Origin of the sequence: Mycobacterium sp. ELW1, assembly GCF_008329905.1 — a bacterium.
In the GTDB taxonomy this organism is placed as follows: domain Bacteria; phylum Actinomycetota; class Actinomycetes; order Mycobacteriales; family Mycobacteriaceae; genus Mycobacterium.
Genome location: NZ_CP032155.1, coordinates 3302769 through 3323067 on the forward strand (window position 1 = coordinate 3302769; position 20299 = coordinate 3323067).

Below are 20299 nucleotides of genomic sequence, written 5' to 3' on the forward strand. Positions count from 1 at the left end.
AACATACGCCCGTACGGTGGACGGGTGGAGCGTTTGCGTGACGATGACGCCTGCCCCGGTGCCCTGCAGGTGCACGAGGCGGCGGACGGCGCGCTGGCCCGCCTACGGCTGCCCGGCGGGATGATCGCCGCGCAACAGTTGGAAGCGCTGGCGCACACGGCGATCGAGTTCGGCAACGGCACTCTGGAACTCACCGCGCGCGGCAATCTGCAGCTGCGCGGGATACGGGATACGGCGGCGGTCGCCGAGGCGTCGGCCGCTGCCGGGCTGTTGCCCTCGCCGACACACGAACGGGTGCGCAATATCGTCGCTTCGCCGTTGTCGGGTCGGGTCGGCGGCGTGGCCGATGTGCGGCCGTGGGTGACCGAACTGGATATCACCATTCAGGCCGATGCGGAGTTGGCGCGGTTACCGGGAAGGTTCCTGTTCGGCCTGGACGACGGCCGCGGCGACATTTCCGGATTGGCCGCCGACGCCGGCGTCCATGTGCACCCCGACGGGGTTGCGGTGCTGCTGGCCGGTCGCGACACCGGGGTCCGGGTGGCCCCGGGCGACGTGGTGTCCGCATTGATCACGATTGCGCGGCGGTTCGTCGAGATCCGCGGAAATGCTTGGCGGGTAGCCGAATTGGATGATACGTCGCCGCTGCTGGCGGGATTCTCGGCAACGGCGGCACCCGGGACGGAGTATCCCCCTGTGTTGCGTCCGCCGGTCGGCTGGATCGCACAGGACGACGGCCGGGTGACGCTGGGCGGTGCGATCCCCCTCGGCGTCCTGCAGTCCCGCCAAGCCGAGTTCGTCGCGGCGATCGACGCGCCGGTGATCATCACCCCGTGGCGCTCGCTGCTGGTCTGCGACCTGGACGAAGGAGTGGCCGACACGGCGCTGCGGGTGCTGGCCCCGATGGGGTTGGTGTTCGACGAGAACTCGCCGTGGCTGGACATCACCGCCTGCGTGGGCAGCCCGGGGTGTGAGAAGTCGCGGGCCGACGTGCGTGCGGAGGCCACCCGGGTGGCGCTCGAAGAAGATGTTGAAGGCCACGTTCACTACGTGGGATGCGAGCGGGCGTGCGGCAGTCCCCCGGCTGGTCAGGTGTTCGTGGCGACAGCGGAGGGGTTCCGGCCCGCATCGCGGTAGGCCGTAGGGTGATCGCGTGCTCGACTACATTCGCGACGCCGCCGAGATCTATCGGCAGTCGTTCGCGACGATTCGCGCCGAGGCCGATCTGACCGCGTTTCCCGAGGATGTCGCGCGGGTCGTGGTCCGGTTGATCCACACCTGCGGTCAGGTCGACGTGGCCGAGCACGTTGCGTTCACTCCCGATGTGGTCAGCGCGACGCATACCGCACTGCTGGCCGGGGCGCCGATCCTGTGCGACTCGTCGATGGTCGCGGCGGGGATCACCGCCGCCCGTCTGCCCGCAGGCAACGAGGTGGTGTCGCTGGTGGCCGATCCGCGGGCGCCCGAGCTGGCCCAGCGCACCGGGAACACCCGCTCGGCGGCCGGGGTCGAGCTGTGGGCCGACCGGATGGCCGGGGCCGTCGTCGCCATCGGGAATGCGCCGACGGCGCTGTTCCGGTTGCTGGAGCTCATCGACGACGGTGTGCCGGCCCCGGTGTCGGTGCTGGGCGGACCGGTCGGATTCGTCGGCTCCGCGCAGTCCAAGCAGGAGCTGATCGACCGGCCGCGGGGCATGGAGTACCTGGTGGTGCAGGGCCGGCGCGGGGGCAGCGCGATGGCGGCCGCCGCGGTGAACGCGATCGCGAGTGAGCGCGAATGACCGGCACTCTCTACGGGGTCGGCCTCGGTCCCGGTGACCCGGAGCTGGTGACGGTCAAGGCCGCCCGGATCATCGGCGCGGCCGACGTGGTGGCCTATCACAGCGCGCGGCACGGCCGCAGCATCGCGCGGCGCATCGCCGAGCCCTACCTGCGGGCCGGCCAGGTCGAGGAGCACCTGGTCTACCCGGTGACCACCGAGACGACGGAGCACCCTGGCGGCTACGCCGGCGCGATGGAGGACTTCTACCGCGAGGCGGCCGAGCGGATCGCCGCCCACCTCGACGCCGGACGCGACGTGGCATTGCTGGCCGAGGGTGATCCGCTGTTCTACAGCTCCTACATGCATATGCACACCCGGCTGACCGAGCGGTTCAGTGCGGTGATCATTCCTGGCGTGACGTCGGTGAGCGCCGCATCGGCGGCGATCGCCACTCCCCTGGTGACCGGCGACGAGGTGCTCTCGGTGCTGCCCGGCACCATGCCGGTGCGTGAGCTGGCCCGCCGCCTCGCCGACGCCGACGCCGCAGTGGTGATGAAATTGGGGCGGACGTATCCGCAAGTGCGGGAAGCACTTTCGATGGCGGGACGCCTGGACCAGGCATTCTATGTCGAGCGCGCCAGCACCGACGCGCAACGCGTGCTGCCGGCCGGTGAGGTCGACGCCGAGTCGGTGCCGTACTTCTCACTGGCCATGCTGCCGGGAGGCAGCCGGGCCAAGCCGGTCACCGGCGGCGTCACGGTGGTGGGGCTCGGTCCCGGTGACATCGACTGGATGACGCCGCAGAGCCGCCAGGAGCTGGCGACGGCCACCGATCTGATCGGCTACGGCCCCTATCTGGACCGTGTCCCGGCGCACGCCGGGCAGATTCGCCACCCCAGCGACAACACCGACGAACCCGCGCGGGCGCTGCTGGCGTGCGAGCTGGCCGAGCAGGGACGCGCCGTCGCGGTGGTGTCCTCGGGCGATCCCGGCGTCTTCGCGATGGCCACCGCGGTGCTCGAAGAGGCCAAGCAGTGGCCGAACGTCTCCGTCCGCGTGATCCCGGCGATGACGGCCGCACAGGCTGTCGCCAGCCGGGTCGGTGCGCCGCTGGGCCATGACTATGCGGTGATTTCGCTGTCCGACCGGCTCAAGCCCTGGGACATCATCGCCGCCCGGCTCTCGGCGGCCGCTCAAGCGGACCTGGCGCTGGCGATCTACAACCCGGCGTCCAAGAGCCGCACCTGGCAGGTCGCCGCGATGCGGGATCTGCTGTTGGAGCACCGCGAGCCGGGCACGCCCGTGGTGATCGGCCGCGACGTGGCCGGACCTCAGGAGTCGGTGAAGGTCGTCCGGCTTGGCGATCTCGACCCCGCCGACGTCGACATGCGGTGTCTGCTGATCGTGGGCTCCTCGCAGACGCAGTGGTACGGCGAAACCGTGTTCACGCCGCGCCGTTATCCGAGCTGATCGCTGGACGAATCCCCTTTAGCCGCAACCTTTTTAGGTATGCGCCACATCTCTGACCCTATCCTCAAGAATTTCTTTGGCCTCATCGACCACACGCGTCACAATCGGGCCGAATCTGTCGGATGATCGAACTAATGTTCGAAGTGTGATAGAGGTGCTGGATGATGTGCTGACCGCCTGGGACAAGGTGGCAGCCCTTCCGGCACATGGGATGAGGGCCCCCGAACTGCTGGCGGTACTCGAACGGGTTGAGCGGCTACGCCGGTTGCTGCCCGCGGTGGAACACACGGTCCTGACGCAGCTCCAATCGCAGACGTCACCTGTCGAGATGGGCGCCAAGTCCTGGCGTGCAGTCCTGACCCACCGCCTCGGTATCAGCGGCGCCGACGCAGGCCGGCGGTTGACCGATGCCGCCGAGCTGGGACCACGGCATTCTGTGACCGGAAAAGCACTGCCACCGGCACTCCCGACGACCGCGTCAGCCCAATCCCGTGGTGAAATCAACGCCGACCACGTAGCGGTGATCCGCACATTCCTGGACCACTTGCCCGCATCCGTCGACGTATCCACCCGCGAGCATGCAGAGGCTCAGCTGGGTGCACTGGCCGGCGGGCTCACCCCGGAAGGGCTGCGCAAACTCGCCCACCAACTGATGGCCATGATCAACCAAGACGGCGATCTCGACGACGAACGAGACCAGGCCCGCAAACGCGGCCTAAGCATCGCTCAACAACAGGTCGACGGAATGAGCAGGATATCGGGCTGGATAGATCCCGAATTACGTGCGGCACTGGACGCCATAAACGCGAAACTTGCCGCTCCGGGTTACTGCAACCCCGACGACGAAGCTCCTTGCCTGGACGGCACACCCTCTCGCGATCACATCGAAAGCCATTCGCGCTTTTCAGCACAGCGGAACCACGATGCGCTCAAGGCCTCGTGCATGGCCATGCTCTCCTCGGGTCAGCTCGGTCAGCACAATGGGCTGCCCGTCACCATCGTCGTCACCACCACCCTCGAGCAGCTGACCTCCGCCGCCGGACTGGCCCACACCGGCGGCGGCACGTACCTGCCCATGCCGACCGTCATCCGGTTGGCCGCCCAGGCCCATCCTTACCTGACCGTGTTCGAATCACCAAGAGACATCAAGCTTTATTACGGGCGCAGCCGCCGTACGGCAAGTCCGGGACAGCGCCTCGCCCTCTTCGCGATCGACAAGGGCTGCACCAAGCCCGATTGCACGGCACCGGCTTACCACACCCAAGTCCACCACGCCGCCCGCGACTTCGCCCGCGGCGGAAACACCGACATCAACGAACTCACGTTGGCCTGCGGATGCGACAACCGGATGGTCAACAAGGGACCCGCCGGCTGGGTCACGCGAAAACGCCGACGCGACAACAAGACCGAATGGATCCCGCCCCCGCACCTCGACCGCGGACAATCTCGGGTGAACTACTACCATCACCCCGAAGAGCTGCTCTACTAGAGGCCGGCCACCCAGGTCGCCGCTTCATCCACTGTTCCCACGGCGGCCACGCCCACCGGCAGCGGCGGCCGGTCGATCATCACGATGGTGACGCCGAGATCGTTGGCGGCGTGCAGTTTGGCCTCGGTCAGCGCTCCACCGCTGTTCTTGGTGACCAGCACGTCGATTCTGTTGTCCCGCAGCAGTGTGCGCTCGTCGTCGTAGCCGTAGGGTCCGCGGGACAGCAGTACCTCGTGGTTACGCGGGAGCACCTCGGCGTCGGGCGGTGTCACCACGCGGATCAGAAACCACGCACCGCTGCCGGTGAACGGTTTCACTCCGGAGCGGCCGGTGGTGAGGAACACCCGCGAAAATCCTTGTTCGGCGATGAGATCAGCGGCGTCGGTGTCGGAGGGCACCCGCACTGCGCCGGCAGGGTCCCATGCTGGGCGGGACAGCACCAGATGCGGCAGGTTCAGTTCGGCGCATGCCTGCGCGGCGTGTGCGGTCATGGTCGCGGCGAACGGGTGCGTGGCGTCGACGACAGCGCTGATGTCATTGGCACGCAACCACTGTCGTAGACCGTCCACTCCACCGAATCCGCCGATGCGGACCGGACCGACCGGCAGCGCCGGATCCGGTACCCGACCGGCCAGCGAGCTGACGATGTCGCGGTCCGGGTGCAACCGAGCCGCCAGTGCCCGCGCCTCCCCCGTGCCGCCCAGCAGCAGGATGCGCATCAGTGCCTGCTGCCGCGGGTACGGCCCGAGGAGTACAGGTAGCTGTCGGTAAAGCCCTCGGCGGCAAGCACATCCCCGACGATGATCACCGCGGTCTTGGTGATCTGAGCATCGTGCATCTTCTCGGCGATGTCGGCCAACGTGCCGCGCAAGACGGTCTCCTTCGGCCAGCTGGCGAAGGCGACGACAGCAACCGGGGTGTCCGCCCGGTAGCCGCCGTCGAGCAGTTGCGGCACTATCGTGTCGATCCGGTGCGCGGCAAGGTGCAGCACCAGCGTTGCGCCGGGCTTGCTGAGGGTGACCAGGTCTTCCCCTTCGGGCATCGCGGTCGACAGGGTGGACACCCGGCTCAGCGTCACGGTCTGTGCCACCCCGGGCACGGTGAGCTCCCGGCCGAGCGCCGCGGCGGCGGCGGCGAACGCCGGTACGCCAGGCACGATTTCGTAGCCGATGCCGAGTGCGTCGAGGTGCCGGCACTGCTCGGCCAGCGCGCTGTAGATCGCCGGGTCACCGGAGTGCAGCCTCGCCACGTCGAGCCCGGCTGCGTCCGCTTCGGCCAGCTCGGCGATGATCTGCTCCAGGGTCAGCGGGCCGGTGTCGACCACCTTGGCGTCGGCGGGGCACAGCGCCAGCAGGTCGTCGGGCATGATCGACCCGGCGTAGAGGCAGACCGGGCACTGTTGCAGCAGCCGCTGCCCGCGCACCGTGATCAGGTCCGCCGCGCCCGGCCCGGCACCGATGAAGTACACCGTCATTGCTTGGTCACCACCCACTGTGTGACGGGCATGGCCGGTCGCCAGCCGGTGAATCCGCCGACAGGTTCACCCTTGTAATGCTGGAACTTCCTCAGTTCGCCGCCCATCTTCGAATGCCACTGAGCGAGAAGCGCCTCGGACTCGACGGTGACGGCGTTGGCGACCAGTCGCCCGCCGGCAGGTAGGTATTTCCAACACTCATCCATCAGGCCGGGCTGACTGACTCCACCGCCGACGAAGATCACGTCCGGTGATGGCACCGTGTCGAACATCTCGGGAGCGTCAAAGGTCACCTCGACTCGCGCACCGAACGCCAGGACGTTGGCCGCGATTCGTTCGCGGCGCTCGGCTACGCGCTCGAAGGCCGTTGCGCGACAACCCGGCCCGCTGCGGCACCACTCGATGGCGATGCTGCCCGAGCCGGATCCGACATCCCACAGCGACTCACCTGGCCGGGGTGCCAGCGCGGCCATGGTGACCGCGCGCATCGCCTGCTTGGTGATTTGCCCATCGTGCGCGAAAGCAGCATCCGGCAGAACTGACGACTGCCGCTCATCGGGCAGGTATTCCACCGCAACGACATTGAGATCGTCGAGGTCGTCAGGCGGGTCGGTGGCCCAGCCGTTCGCGGTGGCGGTGCGGCGGCGTTCCCGTGGGCCGCCGAGCTGCTCGAGGACAGTGAATTCCGAGTGACCCCGGCCGGTTTCGGTCAGCAGGCGCGCCAGCTGAGCCGGGCCGTGAGCATCGCGGGTCAGCACAATCGCGCGACCCCCTCTGCGCACGGCCGCTGCCGGAACGTCCAGCATCAGGCTGATCACCTCGGTGTCCTGAACCGACCAGCCGAGCCGGGCGCAGGCCAGCGTCACGCTCGACACATGCGGCAACACCCGCACCCGGTCAGCCCCGCACACCCGGATCAGCGAGCCGCCGACACCGTGCAGCATCGGATCGCCACTGGCCACCACGTGCACGTCACCGTCGAAGTCCCGGACCGCGCACAACGCGTCCAAAAACGGCTTACCCCATTCCCGGCGCTCCGCGGTGACCGACTCGTCGAGCAGATCGAGCTGACGCTTCGCCCCGTAAATCACGGTGGCCCTGCGCAATTCGGCGCTGGACGCCGGCACCAGGCCGGCCATGCCGTCGGCGCCGATTCCGACCACGGTGATCATCGCGGTAACCTCCGCCACACGGCGCGAGGCATCATCCGAAACGCGAACGCCAACAACGCAAGAGGCCCCGGCACCCACACCTCGCGGCGCCCGGCGCGCAGGGCCCGGGCCGTCGCGTCGGCCACCTTGGCGGGCGTGGTGGACAGCGGTGCGGGCTCCATACCTTCGGTCATCCTGCCGATCACGAACCCCGGTCGCACGAGCAACAGGTGCACCCCGCTGCCGTGCAGCGCGTCGGCCAGCCCGCACGCGAAAGCGTCCAGTCCGGCCTTGGCCGAGCCGTAGACGTAGTTGGCGCGGCGACCCCGAACCCCGGCGATCGACGAGAACACCACCAGCGCGCCCTCACCGGCGGCGCGCATCGCCAAGGAAAGGTGAGTCAACAGACTGACCTGTGCGACGTAGTCGGTGTGCACCACCGCCACGGCGTGCGCAGCGTCGGCTTCGGCGCGGGCCTGATCGCCCAGGATCCCGAACGCCAGAACGGCCGTTCCGATCGGTCCGTGCTCGGCCACCAGTCGCTGGAGCAGCGGACCGTGGGCCGCGACGTCGTCGGCGTCGAATTCGACGGTGTGCACCGCCCTGGCCCCGGCCGTGCGCAGCGCCCTGACCTGCTCCTCCAGCTGATCGGCACGTCGCGCCGCCAGCACCACGGTGGCGCCGGGCGCCAGCCGTTGCGCGAGTTCGACGCCGATCTCGCTGCGGCCGCCGAAGATCACGACCGAACCGGCCCCCGTGTCACTCACACCTCGAGATTATTCACTGCGATAGCGTGGACGTTGATGGCGAACTCAACGACCCGACTGACCAGCGATGCGCTGGCATTTCTCACCGAACGCCACCTCGCGATGCTGACGACACTGCGCGCCGACAACTCGCCGCATGTCGTGGCGGTCGGCTTCACCTTCGATCCCAAGACCCACATTGCCCGGGTCATCACCAGCGACGGCTCGCAGAAGGCGATCAACGCCGAGCGGTCCGGCGTGGGAGTGCTGTCCCAGGTTGACGGTGCCCGGTGGCTGTCCCTGGAAGGCCAGGCCAGTGTCAACCGGGATCCGGCCGCGGTCCGCGACGCCGAACTGCGGTACGCCCAGCGCTACCGGACGCCGCGGGTCAATCCCAAGCGGGTCGTGATCGAGGTGCACATCACCCGGGTGCTGGGCTCCTCGGGCCTGCTGGACCACACGAAGGCTTAGACCGGTACCACCGTCAGCCCGTGCGGGCCGGTGTTCACCGCCTCGGCACCGTCGGCGGTGACGATCACGATGTCTTCGATGCGCGCACCCCAGTGGCCGGGGAAGTAGATTCCCGGCTCCACCGAGAACGCCATCCCCTCCGCCAGCGGCAGGTCGTTGCCGGCGACGATGTAAGGCTCCTCGTGAACCGAGAGTCCGATGCCGTGCCCGGTGCGGTGCACGAAGTACTCGGCGAGCCCCGCTTCGGCGAGCACGTCGCGGGCGGCGGCGTCGACCTGCTCGGCGGTCACGCCGGGACGCACCGCCTCGACAGCGGCGGCCTGCGCGCTCTGCAGCACCGCGTACTGTTCGGCGATGTCGGCGCTGGGCTGGCCCAGGCTGTAGGTGCGGGTGCAGTCGGAGTTGTAGCCGGGCGCGTACGGGCCGCCGATGTCGACGACGACGATGTCGCCGGGCTGCAGGACACGGTCGGATTGTTCGTGGTGCGGGTCGGCGCCGTGCGGGCCGGACCCGACGATGATGAACGCCACCGCTGAATGTCCCTCGGCCACAATGGCTTCGGCGATGTCTGCGGCAACCTCGGTTTCGGTACGGCCGGGCCGCAGGAACTCGGGCACCCGGGCGTGGACCCGGTCGATCGCGGCGCCTGCCTTGCGAAGGGCATCGATCTCAGCCGGATCCTTGATCATCCGCAGTGACCGCAACACCTCGGTGGCGAGCACCGGAACCGCGCCGAGCCGTTCGGCCAACGGCAGCAGATGCAGCGCGGGCATCGAGTCGGTCACCGCGATCCGGGCGTGTCTCCCCAGGGCGGCTGCCACCACCTCGTACGGATCATCACCGTCGACCCAATCCTGCACGCTCAGGCCGAGTTCGAGGATCGCGGAGTCCTTGAGCGACGCCAACTCCAGCCGGGGCACCACCACCGTCGGCGCACCGGTTGCCGGCACCACCAACGCCGTCAGCCGTTCGAAAGTCTGCGCCGCCGAACCGACGAGGTAACGGAGGTCGTATCCCGGGGTGATCACCAGCCCGGCGACACCGGCAGCGGAGGCCGCCGCTGCGGCGGCGGCGAGCCGGCGGGCATAGACGTCGCTACTGAAACGGTCGGTCATGCCAGCCAGGCTAGCCGCAGGCATACGATGACGCGATGCTGCGCGACATCCGTGAGCTCGCCGATGACCCGGCGGCGTACGCCGCGGAACTCAACCGGCGCTGGGGCGGCCTGCTCAGCTATCGCTACCTGGGCCGCAGCTACTCGACGATGGACGTCGATGCCCAGGACACCGTCACGATCCGCCACGACATGCGCAATCCGGCCGGCGGACTGTTCCTGGCGGTGCTGGGCATCGTCTCCCCGGACAGTGGACTGGTATCCGACCTCGAAGCGGTGCCCAACCCGGTGATCCACTCCATCCAGGTGGTCGACCCCGGCCAGGACGTACGTCGCATCGAGATCCAGTCCGAGGACCTCAAGCGCGGCAGGCAGATGGCCTACAGCCGGTCGCGAATCGTCGACGCGGACAACCCTTCTCGGGTGCTCGCGCTCAACGAGGGCCAGGGCGTGAGCATCGGTGTCCCACCGGACGGGCTGGCCAAGATGGAGCTCAACCCGATCGAGGTCGTCGATTCCCCCGACCTGCCGCCGCTATGGCAGGTCTTCGGCGCGGTCCGGCGGCCCGGCGGGGCGTGGGCGATGCCGGAACTCTCGGTGGAGGTGGCTTCGCCGGATGCCGCGCTTCACGTCGGCCCTCAGTTCGTGATCCTGGAGACGGCCGCGCTGGACGCCGCGGCCGCCGTGGCGGGCACCGACCGCCTGCAGGGAGTCAGCTCGCACGTGATGTTCCTGGCACGCGGCAAGGTCGGGCCGTTCCGAGCCGACGCCGAGCCGATTCGCGGACCTCGCGGCACCGTCGCGGTGCGTGTCACGCTGCATGACGAAGGGGCCGGCGGCAAGGCGATCACCACCGGTTCGTATCTGTTCCGCTACGTCGGGTAGCTGGCTACCTCGACGAGGTTTCCGTCGGGGTCGCGGCAGTAGTACGACGTCATCGCGCCCAGCGCACCGGTCTTTGTGACAGGCCCCTCGGTGATCGCCACCCCGGCCTCCCGCAGCTGCGCCTCCACGTCGTCAGGCGCGGCGGTGGTGATGAAGCAGAGATCGAGCGAACCCGGTGAATCCGCCGCTCCCGTCGGCCAGTACGGCGCACCGGTGGGCCGCAGGTTGAGCTTCTGATCGCCGAAGCGCAGCGCGACCCGGTTTCCGGAGAACACCTCGCGGCGCATGCCGAGCACCTGGACGTACCAGTCGGCGACGGCCTCCTTATCACGGCAATTGAGCACGACGTGGTCGATCCGCTCGATGACGAACGACATCCCTCGACGCTACTGGCAGGATGGCTCGCATGTCTGCACCGGTGTTGCTGCTCGACGGCGCGAGCATGTGGTTTCGTTCGTTCTTCGGGGTGCCCTCGTCGATCACCGCGCCTGACGGCCGACAGGTCAACGCCGTGCGCGGCTTCCTGGACAGTGTGGCCACGCTGGTCAGCCGGGAACGCCCGGGCCGCCTGGTCGTGTGCCTCGACCTGGACTGGCGCCCGCAGTTCCGGGTCGATGCGATCCCGTCGTACAAAGCGCACCGGGTCGCTGAAGAAAAGCCCAGCGGGGAAACGGATTTGGAAGAGGTCCCCGACGAGCTCAGCCACCAGGTCGAGATGATCATGGAGCTGCTCGACGCGTTCGGGATCGCCACCGCGGGCGCACCGGGCTATGAAGCCGACGACGTGCTGGGCACGCTGGCCACCGCCGAGACGCGCGATCCCGTCGTCGTCGTCAGCGGCGACCGCGACCTGCTGCAGTTGGTGGGCGACGATCCGGTCGCCGTGCGGGTTCTGTATCTGGGCCGCGGGTTGTCGAACGCCACGATGTTCGGGCCTGCCGAGGTCGCCGAGAAGTACGGGGTGCCGCCGCATCGCGCGGGCGCCGCCTATGCCGAACTGGCTCTGCTGCGCGGTGATCCCTCCGACGGCCTGCCCGGGGTGCCGGGTGTCGGGGAGAAGACCGCGGCCACGCTGCTGTCCCAGTACGGTTCGCTGGAGGACATCCTGGCCGCCGCGCACGACCCGAAATCGAAGCTGTCCAAGGCTTTTCGCAGCAAGATCCTGGCGGCGACCGACTACATCGAGGCAGCCGGACCGGTGGTGCAGGTGGCCCGCGACGCACCGGTGGAGTTCAGCACCGATGGCGACCGGCTACCGCTGGCGGCCGCCGACCCGTCACGCGTCGCGGATTTGGCCAACGCCTACGGTGTCGGCTCGTCCATCGGACGCCTGCAGAAAGCGCTGGACGCCCTCGACTAGCGGCTACTTGGGCCGGCCGACCTCGTAGGTGCCCTTGTCGTCCTGGAAGGTGACCGTCACCTGGCGCTTGGTGCCGTCGATGCTCACCTCGCAGGTGAAGGTGTCACCCTTCTTGACCGTCGGGTTCTGGCCGTTGTTGCACTTGACGTCCTTGACGTTCTTGGCGCCGTAGCCGTTGGTCTCGTCGGTGAGGATGTTCTGCACACCCTGCTGGGCCTTGCCGATATCGAGCTTGGTGGTCACGAAGAAGCCCGGCTTCCAGAAGCCCAGCACCAGCACGACGGCGACGACGATCGCGGCCAGCACTCCGATGACCGTGAAGAGCACTGCCGAGGACTTCTTGGCGCCCTCGTCACCCGGCTGGGGATACGCGGCGTACTGCCCGGGCTGGTTGGGGTCGCCCGGCTGCTGCGGGTACTGACCAGGCTGCTGCGGGTACTGCCCCGGCTGCTGGGGGTACTGGCCGTACTGCGGCGGCTGGCCGTACTGCGGGTACTGCTGACCCGGCTGCGCGTAGGTGCCCGGGTTGTACTCGGTCGGCTGCTGGTACGGCTGCTGCGGGTACTGCTGACCGGGCTGCTGGCCGTACTGCGGGTATTGCTGCGGGGTGTAGGCGGGCGGCTGCCACGCCGGCGGCTCACCGGACGGCTGCTGCCAGGCCGGGGTTTCGCTGCCGCTGGGCTGCTGCTCGGAGCCGGGGGCAGGCTGATCCTGACCTTGCCCGGGTTGAGCCTGCCAGGGATTAGGTTCTGATCCCTGCGGTCCGCTCATCGTCTCTCCTTGATCTGGTAGCGATTCGCCGCTCCCACCGTAGCGTTTGCATGAGCCTACCCGCCATCAACAGCGACGACGCCGCGCCGGATGTCGTCTATGGCACGGTTGGCGGTCTTCCGCAGCCCGGCTTCCGGCCCGGCGTTGCGGACTTGGTCGAGCAGATCGAGCACTTGTCGGCACCACCGCACGAAATCGCCCGCCGGCAGCGGGGTCCCGGCACCGGCGACGTCGGAGGCCGCCAGCGCGGCCGCCAGGTCGCCGGTCGTCGCCCACCGATAGATGGCGGCGACGAATCCTTCGTCGGGCTCGCGTGTCGGGCTGATCCGGTGCCGGTTCTCGTCGGCCCGCAGTTGCCCGGACATCCGCCGCATCTCGACCAGCGCGCGCCGCACGTTGACTGTCGGCATCTCGATGGCATGCGAGGGGGTGGGGCCGTCGCTGCCGCGGGTCTCGAACACCACGGCGGACAGCGCGGCAGCCAATTCGGCGGGCGCCAGCCCCTTCCAGACACCCTTGCGCAGACATTCGGCGACCAGCAGATCGCTTTCGTTGTAGATCCGCGTCAGCAGCCGGCCGTCGGCGGTGACGCCGAAATCGCCATCGCGCTGTTCGATGAAGCCGCGCTCGGTCAGCAACCCCACGATCCGGTCGAACGTTCGGGCCAGCGAGTTCGTCGCCGCGCTGACCTTCTTGCGGATCTGCTCGTTGTCGCGTTCGACCCGGAGATAACGCTCGCCGATCCGAACCTGGGCCTCCCGGCCGGCCATGTCGTGCACGGAGTGCTTGCGCATCGACTCCCGCAACGCGAGCAGCTCGGGATCGATGTCGGGTGCGTCCTCGGCGTCGCCGCGGCGTTTCCTGGTCGACGGCACCCGCAGCCCGGACGCCGCCGACAGCAGCGCCGAGGCGAGGTCGCGACGCACCCGCGGCTGCCGGTGCTCGACCCGCTTGGGTAGCGTCATCGATCCGATCGCGGCCGCGACACCGGCGAAATCGGCCGAGGAAACCCTTCCCGCCCAACGGTTTTCGGTCAACACCAGGGGCCGCGGATCGGTCGACTCGTTGGCCGCCTCCAGCACCACGGCCAACCCACCGCGGCGGCCCTGCGTGATGTTGATGATGTCGCCGCGGCGCAGCGCCGCCAGCGTATCGGTGGTCGCCTGCCTGCGTTGCAGTCGCGAGGCCCGCGACTGCGCCCGCTCCCGCTCGCTGATCTGCGCGCGCAGCCGCACGTAGTCGAGGATCGCCGGCTCTTTGTCCGGCTGTGTGCGGCGGTCCCAGCCCAGCTCGGTGGCGATGTCGTCGAGCATCTTCTCGCCGCGTTCGACACCACGGACCAGCCCCACCACCGACCGGTCGGCCTGGAACTGCGCGAACGACCGCTCCAGCAACTGGTGGGCCTGCTCCGGGCCCATCTGGTTCACCAGATTGATCGTCATGTTGTACGACGGCGCGAACGAGCTTCGCAGCGGGAAGGTCCGGGTGGACGCCAGTCCGGCGACCTCGGCGGGCTCCACGTCGGGAGTCCACAGCACCACGGCGTGGCCTTCGACGTCGATCCCGCGGCGACCCGCACGCCCGGTCAGCTGGGTGTACTCCCCCGGCGTCAGCGGCAGGTGCTGCTCGCCGTTGAACTTGACCAGCTTCTCCAGCACGACGGTGCGGGCCGGCATGTTGATGCCCAGCGCCAGTGTCTCGGTGGCGAAAACGGCCTTGACCAGTCCGGCGGTGAACAGCTCCTCGACGGTGTGCCGAAAGACCGGCAGCATGCCCGCATGGTGGGCGGCCAGCCCCCGCAGCAGCCCCTCGCGCCATTCGTAGTAGTCCAGCACCGCCAGGTCCGCGTCGGCGAGATCGCCGCAGCGCCGGTCGATCACCTGCGCGATCCGCTTGCGGTCCTCGTCGTCGGTCAGCCGCAGCGAGCTACGCAGGCATTGTTTGACCGCGGCGTCGCAGCCGGCGCGGGAGAAGATGAAGGTGATCGCGGGCAGCAGACCCTCACGGTCCAGCGAGGCGATCACATCGGGGCGCGACGGCGGACGGTGCAGGCCCGATCTCCCACCAGGACGCCCCGACCCGCGGCGGCGCGGCTCCCAATCGGTCAACCGTTCGGCCTCACGCCGGTGCGCGATGTGGCGGACGAGGTCCTGGTCGACGAGGTGCTGCTTGCCCACGCTGTTTTTGTCGGAGTAGTCGAACAGGTCGAACAGCCGCTTGCCGACCAACACGTGCTGCCACAACGGAACCGGCCGGTGCTCGTCGACCACGACGGTGGTGTCGCCGCGCACGGTCTGGATCCACCCGCCGAACTCCTCGGCGTTGCTGACCGTCGCGGACAGGCTGACCAGCCGCACATCGTCGGGCAGATGCAGGATGACCTCCTCCCACACCGCACCGCGCATCCGGTCGGCGAGGAAGTGGACTTCGTCCATCACGACATGCGAAAGCCCGTGCAACGCATCAGATCCCGCGTACAGCATGTTGCGCAGCACTTCGGTCGTCATGACCACCACCGGCGCGTCGCCGTTGACCGACTGATCGCCAGTCAGCAGACCGATGTTCTCCGCGCCGTACCGGCGCACCAGGTCGTTGTGCTTCTGGTTGCTCAGCGCCTTGATCGGTGTGGTGTAGAAGCACTTTCGGCCTGCCGTGAGCGCCAGGTGTACCGCGAACTCGCCGACCACCGTCTTGCCCGCGCCGGTCGGTGCGCACACCAGCACACCGTGGCCACGTTCGAGCGCCTCACACGCCTTGCGCTGGAACGGATCGAGGGTGAACGTCAGCAGGTCGGTGAACTGCGCCAGGCTGCCGACCCCGCCGGCGTCAGGTGATGTCGTCATGCTGTGCCGCATACGTCGCCGGGGCGGCCACCGGTTCCGGCGCCTCGATGGGTGCGGCCTGCTCGTCGGGAATCTCGGCCTGCGCCTGGCGTTTGGCTTTGCGCCGGTCGCTGATCCGGGCGATCTGGATGGCGAATTCCAGGAGCAGCGTGAGCGCAAGACCCAGCGCCAGCATCGAGAACGGGTCCGAGCCGGGCGTGGCGAACGCGGCGAAGACGAATACGCCGAAGATCAGGCCGCGCCGCCAGGACTTGAGCCGCGCGTAGGGCAGCACGCCGATCAGGTTCAACATGATGATCAGCAGCGGGAACTCGAAACTCACACCGAAGATCAGCAGCAGGTTGATCAGGAATCCGAAGTACTGGTCGCCGGACAGCGCGGTCACCTGGACGTCGCTGCCGACCGTCAAGAGGAAGTGCAGGGCCTTCGACAGGACGAAGTAGGCCAGCACGGTGCCCGCCACGAACAGCAGGGCGGCGAAGAAGACGAACACCGACGCGAAGCGGCGTTCGTTGCGGTACAGGCCCGGGGTGATGAACGCCCACAACTGGTGCAGCCACACCGGGCAGGCCAGCACGATGCCCGCGGTCAGTCCGACCTTGAGCCGCAACATGAATTGGTCGAACGGCGCTGTCGCCAGCAGGCGGCAGCCCCCGTCGGCACTGATGTCGGCGCGGGCCGACTGCGGCAGCGAGCAGTACGGCTCGCGTAGCCATTCACCCAGGCTCTCCAGCCCGAAGAACCCGTGGCTGTACCAGAGGAACCCGATGATTGTGGTCAGTGCGACGGCACCCATCGCGATCAGCAGTCGGTACCGCAACTCCCGGATGTGGTCGACGAGGGACATCGTCCCGTCCGGATTGACGCGGCTGCGGCGTTGACGGGGGTCCAGCCGCGACAGAATTTTAGGTGTGCGCACGGCAGCGGCAGACTACGGGCGTCGGAGCGCCCGGTTGTCGTCGGTTCAGGCCGGTTTGGCGTCGGTGTGGCTCTGGGCCGGCGGGGTCACCGGTGCCTCGACGCGCTCGGACTGCACCTGAGTGGGAGGCTGCGCGGGCGTGACGGGAGTGTCCGCCTTGTGCTCGTTCTGCAGCTCCTTGACCTCTGACTTGAAGATGCGCATCGACTTGCCCAGCGAGCGGGCGGCATCAGGCAACCTCTTCGACCCGAAGAGCAGCACGACCACCGCGATGAGAATCAGCCAGTGCCACGGTTGTAGAGCACCCAATTTGGTCACCTCCAGAAGTTGTCTCGATGCTACCCCACCGGCCCCACGTCCAGCCGATATGCAGGTCAGCCGCTCAGCTCGGAATATGCGGCCAAGGCCGCGGACGCACTCTCACGGACACGGGTCACCAGCGACTCCGGTTCGAGGACTCGGACGTCGGCGCCGAATCCCAGCAGCGCCCGGCACATCCATTCCTCGGAGGCGTAGGTCATCGAGGCCTTGTGATAGCCGTCGGGCAGTTCCTCGAGGATCCGCATCGGGTAGTACTCGAGCATCCAGGTCGCCGTCGGGGCCAGCAGCAGGGTCGCGGCGGGCAGCGCCGGATCGGCGTCGAACAGTGAGGTGTCCGGGGGTGCCTGCTTGGCCGGTTCGGGCGGGACGGCGGCCTGGTCGAGCACCGTCGCCTCGACGATGCGATCGAACCGGAACAGTCGCACTCCCTCGGCGTCGCGGGCCCAGGCCTGCAGATAGCTGTGGTCGCCGACCAGCACCACCCGGATCGGGTCGACGACGCGGCTGGTCAGGGTGTCCCGGGACGCCGAGTAGTACTCGATGTTCAGGGCGCGACCGTCACGGACGGCGGCGCGCACCGCGGCAGCGGTGTCACTTTCGATGGGCGCCCGCTCGTCCACCGCGGCGACGGCGTGGGTGTGGTCGTGGCCGACGGTGCCGGCCGCCGATTCGATCTTGGCGATGGCGCTCAGCGCGGCCTGCGGGTCGACGACACCGGGGATGTCGACCAGCGCCCGCAGCGCGACCAGCAGACCGGTGGCCTCCGGCGACGTCAGCCGCAGCGGCTCGTCCATGCCCGCCGAGAACGTCACCTTGATCGAGTCGCCGGAGAACTCGAAGTCGATCAGATCGCCAGGCCCGTACCCGGGCAGGCCGCACATCCAGAGCTGATCGAGGTCCTGCTGAAGCTGCTTGCGGGTCACGCCCAGATCGGCGGCGGCCTCGTCGTAGGTGATGCTGGGGTTGGCCTTGAGGTACGGCACCATGTTGAGCAGCCGCACCAGCCGCGTCGAAACGGGTGTCATGTCTGCACCCCGGCTTGGGCCCGCAGCCTGGTGATGACGTCGTCGCGCAGTGTGGCCGGCTCCAGCACCAGCGCGTCTGCCCCGTAGCCCGCGACCTCGCGCGCGAGCCGGTCGCGGGTGCCGATGTCGAGTTCGATCACCTCGCCCGAGCGTCCGCCGATGCTGCGCGCTCCCGTGGATTTTCCGTTGCGGCGCAACGACATAGCCTTACCGTCGGCAACCCACACCGAAGCCTGCACCCCGCTGGGGGCTTCGCCGATCGCCCGGTCGACGATCGCCCGCAGATCGACCCCGACGGGTCTGGTGACCGATCCCGGCGGGCCGACCGTTGTGATGTCGGCGCCGATGCGGGACAGCCGAAATGTTCTGGTGGCGTTGCGGTCCCGGTCATGCCCGACGAGATACCAGCGGCCCCGGTCGGTGATCACTCCCCACGGTTCCACCGTGCGCACGGTGTAGGGGTCGGTCGGCAGGGACCGGTGCCGGAACTGAACCGGCTGACCGGAGTCGATGGCCGACAACAGGTTTCCCAGCACGTCTTCGGATCCGCGCAACCCGGGCGGTCCCGAGGCGGTGGTGATCGCGACAGCGGCATCGGGATCGACGTCGACGCCGGCCGCGCGCAGCTTCAGAAGCGCACCCTGGGTCGCGGTGATCAGCTCCGGCGATTCCCAGAGCTTGGTGGCGATCGCGACGGCGCCCGCCTCCTCGTCGGTGAGTTCGATGTCGGGCAGCGCATAGGCGTCGCGGTTGATCCGGTAGCCCTCGGTGGGGTCGAACGACGACACCCGGCCGGTCTCCAAGGGGATGCCCAGATCGCGCAGCTCGTTCTTGTCGCGCTCGAACATCCGGGAGAACGCCTCGTCGCTGGGGCTCTCTGCGTAGCCCGCGACGCTTGCGCGGATGCGTTCCGCGGTGATGTAGCCGTGCGTGGACAGCAGCGCGATGACGAGGTTCATCAACCGCTCTACTTTGGATGTCGCCACTCGGAAAACCTTAGCGGGAAACGGTGCGCCGCCCCTGCGGCGCGCTCGTCACATGCTGGCGATGAGTCGCTTCACCCGCTCGTCGACCGAGCGGAACGGGTCCTTGCACAGCACCGTGCGCTGAGCCTGGTCGTTGAGCTTGAGATGCACCCAGTCCACGGTGAAATCGCGGCCCGCCTCCTGGGCGGCGCTGATGAACTCACCGCGCAGCTTGGCCCGCGTGGTCTGCGGCGGGGTGTCGACGGCGGCCTCGATCTCCTCGTCGGTGGTGATCCGAGTCGCCAGGCCCTTGCGCTGCAGCAGATCGAACACACCGCGGCCGCGCTTGATGTCGTGGTAGGCCAGGTCCAGCTGGCTGATCTTCGGATCGGACAGCTCCATGCTGTAGCGGTCCTGGTAGCGCTGGAACAGCTTGCGCTTGATCACCCAGTCGATCTCGGTGTCGACCTTGGCGAAGTCCTGGCTCTCGACGGCGTCGAGTTGGCGGCCCCACAGGTCGACCACCTGGTCGATCTGGGTGTTGGGTTCGCGGGTCTGCAGGTACTCCACCGCGCGGGCGTAGTACTCGCGCTGGATGTCCAGGGCACTGGCCTGCCGTCCACCGGCGAGGCGCACCGGCCGCCGTCCGGTCAGGTCGTGGCTGACCTCGCGGATCGCCCGGATCGGGTTGTCCAGTGAGAAGTCGCGGAACGCGACCCCGGCCTCGATCATCTCCAGCACCAGCGAGGCGGTGCCGACCTTGAGCATGGTGGTGGACTCGCACATGTTGGAGTCCCCGACGATCACGTGCAGCCGGCGGTACTTCTCGGCGTCGGCGTGCGGTTCGTCGCGGGTGTTGATGATCGGGCGCGACCGGGTGGTGGCGCTCGAGACGCCTTCCCAGATGTGTTCGGCGCGCTGGCTCAGGCAGAACGTGGCCGCCTTGGGCGTCTGCAAGACCTTGCCCGCACCGCAGATCAGCTGGCGGGTGACCAGGAACGGCAGCAGCACATCGGAGATCCGGGAGAATTCGCCGGCCCGCACGATCAGGTAGTTCTCGTGGCAGCCGTAGGAGTTGCCGGCCGAATCGGTGTTGTTCTTGAACAGGTAGATGTCCCCGCCGATGCCTTCGTCGGCCAGTCGCTGTTCGGCGTCGATGAGGAGGTCTTCCAGCACCCGCTCACCGGCTCGGTCGTGAGTGACCAGCTGCGTCAGGTTGTCGCATTCGGCGGTGGCGTACTCGGGGTGGCTGCCCACGTCGAGGTACAGGCGCGCGCCGTTGCGCAGGAACACGTTCGAGCTGCGGCCCCACGACACCACCCGACGGAACAGGTACCGGGCGACCTCGTCCGGACTGAGCCGACGATGGCCGTGGAACGTGCAGGTGACACCGAATTCGGTTTCGATGCCCATGATTCTCCGCTGCACGACACCGAGCCTACTGGTTGCTGTGCACTAGCGGTGGGCAAGCGGGGCGCGAAACGGGTTCAGAATCCCTGTGGATGGCGGAAAGACCGCCGCCGCGGGGCATGCC

The 20299-nt window shown here is 68.4% G+C and carries 20 protein-coding genes; 7 read left to right on the forward strand and 13 right to left on the reverse strand.

The features are described from left to right. Positions 1-24 precede the first annotated feature (24 nt). The 4 genes from cobG to D3H54_RS15600 all read left to right on the forward strand — a co-directional run bounded on the left by cobG (position 25) and on the right by D3H54_RS15600 (position 4720). Positions 25-1137 (forward strand): precorrin-3B synthase, encoded by a 1113-nt coding sequence (gene cobG, locus D3H54_RS15585; RefSeq protein ID WP_210419556.1) that lies wholly within the window; start codon positions 25-27, stop codon positions 1135-1137. A gap of 16 nt (positions 1138-1153) precedes the next feature. Beyond that, a complete protein-coding gene (locus tag D3H54_RS15590; protein WP_149379801.1) occupies positions 1154-1780 on the forward strand; it encodes a precorrin-8X methylmutase in 627 nt (208 codons plus the stop codon). Further along, on the forward strand, positions 1777-3231 hold the full coding sequence (locus D3H54_RS15595; protein WP_149379802.1) for a precorrin-2 C(20)-methyltransferase: 1455 nt from the start codon (positions 1777-1779) through the stop codon (positions 3229-3231). Before D3H54_RS15590 ends, D3H54_RS15595 begins: the two co-directional genes overlap by 4 nt. Before the next feature lie 145 nt (positions 3232-3376). Further along, positions 3377-4720 carry an HNH endonuclease signature motif containing protein gene (locus D3H54_RS15600; RefSeq protein ID WP_149379803.1) on the forward strand — a complete coding sequence of 448 codons (1344 nt, stop codon included), beginning with the start codon at positions 3377-3379 and terminating at the stop codon, positions 4718-4720. On the opposite strand, the gene D3H54_RS15605 is transcribed toward D3H54_RS15600, so the two are convergent. From D3H54_RS15605 to dprE2, 4 genes are read right to left on the reverse strand one after another with little or no spacing between them, the layout of a single operon-like run. Then, entirely contained in the window at positions 4717-5439 is a 723-nt protein-coding gene (locus D3H54_RS15605) for a cobalt-precorrin-6A reductase (RefSeq protein WP_149379804.1), read from the reverse strand. The two genes, D3H54_RS15600 and D3H54_RS15605, sit on opposite strands and share 4 nt — an antisense overlap. Continuing rightward, positions 5439-6194 (reverse strand): precorrin-4 C(11)-methyltransferase, encoded by a 756-nt coding sequence (cobM, locus tag D3H54_RS15610; protein ID WP_149379805.1) that lies wholly within the window; start codon positions 6192-6194, stop codon positions 5439-5441. Before cobM ends, D3H54_RS15605 begins: the two co-directional genes overlap by 1 nt. Then, complete coding sequence (cbiE, locus tag D3H54_RS15615) at positions 6191-7366, reverse strand: precorrin-6y C5,15-methyltransferase (decarboxylating) subunit CbiE (RefSeq protein ID WP_149379806.1); 1176 nt, start codon at positions 7364-7366, stop codon at positions 6191-6193. Before cbiE ends, cobM begins: the two co-directional genes overlap by 4 nt. Further along, entirely contained in the window at positions 7363-8112 is a 750-nt protein-coding gene (gene dprE2, locus D3H54_RS15620; RefSeq protein ID WP_149379807.1) for a decaprenylphospho-beta-D-erythro-pentofuranosid-2-ulose 2-reductase, read from the reverse strand. Before dprE2 ends, cbiE begins: the two co-directional genes overlap by 4 nt. 36 nt (positions 8113-8148) lie before the next feature. Here dprE2 and D3H54_RS15625 point away from each other — a divergent pair, with 36 nt between their 5' ends. Continuing rightward, on the forward strand, positions 8149-8562 hold the full coding sequence (locus D3H54_RS15625) for a F420-dependent biliverdin reductase (protein ID WP_036337572.1): 414 nt from the start codon (positions 8149-8151) through the stop codon (positions 8560-8562). On the opposite strand, the gene D3H54_RS15630 is transcribed toward D3H54_RS15625, so the two are convergent. Next, a complete protein-coding gene (locus D3H54_RS15630; RefSeq protein ID WP_149379808.1) occupies positions 8559-9677 on the reverse strand; it encodes a M24 family metallopeptidase in 1119 nt (372 codons plus the stop codon). The two genes, D3H54_RS15625 and D3H54_RS15630, sit on opposite strands and share 4 nt — an antisense overlap. Positions 9678-9712: 35 nt before the next feature. Between D3H54_RS15630 and D3H54_RS15635 the strand changes: the two genes are divergently transcribed. After that, a complete protein-coding gene (locus tag D3H54_RS15635; protein ID WP_149379809.1) occupies positions 9713-10561 on the forward strand; it encodes a hotdog family protein in 849 nt (282 codons plus the stop codon). On the opposite strand, the gene D3H54_RS15640 is transcribed toward D3H54_RS15635, so the two are convergent. Continuing rightward, positions 10549-10938: a VOC family protein gene (locus D3H54_RS15640; RefSeq protein ID WP_149379810.1), complete on the reverse strand. Its 390-nt coding sequence runs from the start codon at positions 10936-10938 to the stop codon at positions 10549-10551. The two genes, D3H54_RS15635 and D3H54_RS15640, sit on opposite strands and share 13 nt — an antisense overlap. Positions 10939-10967: 29 nt before the next feature. Between D3H54_RS15640 and D3H54_RS15645 the strand changes: the two genes are divergently transcribed. Further along, positions 10968-11921 (forward strand): 5'-3' exonuclease, encoded by a 954-nt coding sequence (locus D3H54_RS15645; protein ID WP_149379811.1) that lies wholly within the window; start codon positions 10968-10970, stop codon positions 11919-11921. Between the two features lie 3 nt (positions 11922-11924). Here the strand turns inward: D3H54_RS15645 and D3H54_RS15650 are convergent, their stop codons facing one another. From D3H54_RS15650 to pafA, 7 genes are all read right to left on the reverse strand, one after another. Further along, the gene (locus D3H54_RS15650; RefSeq protein ID WP_149379812.1) at positions 11925-12692 is read right to left on the reverse strand and encodes a DUF4333 domain-containing protein; all 768 of its coding nucleotides are present in this window, start codon (positions 12690-12692) and stop codon (positions 11925-11927) included. A gap of 56 nt (positions 12693-12748) precedes the next feature. Continuing rightward, the gene (locus D3H54_RS15655) at positions 12749-15535 is read right to left on the reverse strand and encodes a DEAD/DEAH box helicase (RefSeq protein ID WP_149379813.1); all 2787 of its coding nucleotides are present in this window, start codon (positions 15533-15535) and stop codon (positions 12749-12751) included. Beyond that, positions 15519-16454: a twin-arginine translocase subunit TatC gene (gene tatC / locus D3H54_RS15660; RefSeq protein WP_149379814.1), complete on the reverse strand. Its 936-nt coding sequence runs from the start codon at positions 16452-16454 to the stop codon at positions 15519-15521. Before tatC ends, D3H54_RS15655 begins: the two co-directional genes overlap by 17 nt. A gap of 45 nt (positions 16455-16499) precedes the next feature. Next, entirely contained in the window at positions 16500-16763 is a 264-nt protein-coding gene (gene tatA / locus D3H54_RS15665) for a Sec-independent protein translocase subunit TatA (RefSeq protein WP_036345393.1), read from the reverse strand. Positions 16764-16828: 65 nt separating this feature from the next. Next, positions 16829-17800, reverse strand: coding sequence for a helix-turn-helix transcriptional regulator (locus D3H54_RS15670; protein ID WP_149379815.1), 972 nt, complete (start codon positions 17798-17800; stop codon positions 16829-16831). Next, positions 17797-18786, reverse strand: coding sequence for a helix-turn-helix transcriptional regulator (locus tag D3H54_RS15675; protein ID WP_149379816.1), 990 nt, complete (start codon positions 18784-18786; stop codon positions 17797-17799). Before D3H54_RS15675 ends, D3H54_RS15670 begins: the two co-directional genes overlap by 4 nt. A gap of 48 nt (positions 18787-18834) precedes the next feature. Next, on the reverse strand, positions 18835-20193 hold the full coding sequence (gene pafA / locus D3H54_RS15680) for a Pup--protein ligase (protein ID WP_110918644.1): 1359 nt from the start codon (positions 20191-20193) through the stop codon (positions 18835-18837). Positions 20194-20299 lie beyond the last annotated feature (106 nt).

Excerpts from the sequence above, each read along its gene's own strand:
- D3H54_RS15595 (WP_149379802.1), top strand. The coding sequence starts at position 1,777 with ATGACCGGCACTCTCTACGGGGTCGGCCTCGGTCCCGGTGACCCGGAG.
- D3H54_RS15605 (WP_149379804.1), bottom strand. The coding sequence starts at position 5,439 with ATGCGCATCCTGCTGCTGGGCGGCACGGGGGAGGCGCGGGCACTGGCG.
- cobM (WP_149379805.1), bottom strand. The coding sequence starts at position 6,194 with ATGACGGTGTACTTCATCGGTGCCGGGCCGGGCGCGGCGGACCTGATC.
- cbiE (WP_149379806.1), bottom strand. The coding sequence starts at position 7,366 with ATGATCACCGTGGTCGGAATCGGCGCCGACGGCATGGCCGGCCTGGTG.
- D3H54_RS15625 (WP_036337572.1), top strand. The coding sequence starts at position 8,149 with ATGGCGAACTCAACGACCCGACTGACCAGCGATGCGCTGGCATTTCTC.
- D3H54_RS15630 (WP_149379808.1), bottom strand. The coding sequence starts at position 9,677 with ATGACCGACCGTTTCAGTAGCGACGTCTATGCCCGCCGGCTCGCCGCC.
- D3H54_RS15635 (WP_149379809.1), top strand. The coding sequence starts at position 9,713 with ATGCTGCGCGACATCCGTGAGCTCGCCGATGACCCGGCGGCGTACGCC.
- D3H54_RS15640 (WP_149379810.1), bottom strand. The coding sequence starts at position 10,938 with ATGTCGTTCGTCATCGAGCGGATCGACCACGTCGTGCTCAATTGCCGT.
- D3H54_RS15645 (WP_149379811.1), top strand. The coding sequence starts at position 10,968 with ATGTCTGCACCGGTGTTGCTGCTCGACGGCGCGAGCATGTGGTTTCGT.
- D3H54_RS15650 (WP_149379812.1), bottom strand. The coding sequence starts at position 12,692 with ATGAGCGGACCGCAGGGATCAGAACCTAATCCCTGGCAGGCTCAACCC.
- D3H54_RS15655 (WP_149379813.1), bottom strand. The coding sequence starts at position 15,535 with ATGACGACATCACCTGACGCCGGCGGGGTCGGCAGCCTGGCGCAGTTC.
- D3H54_RS15670 (WP_149379815.1), bottom strand. The coding sequence starts at position 17,800 with ATGACACCCGTTTCGACGCGGCTGGTGCGGCTGCTCAACATGGTGCCG.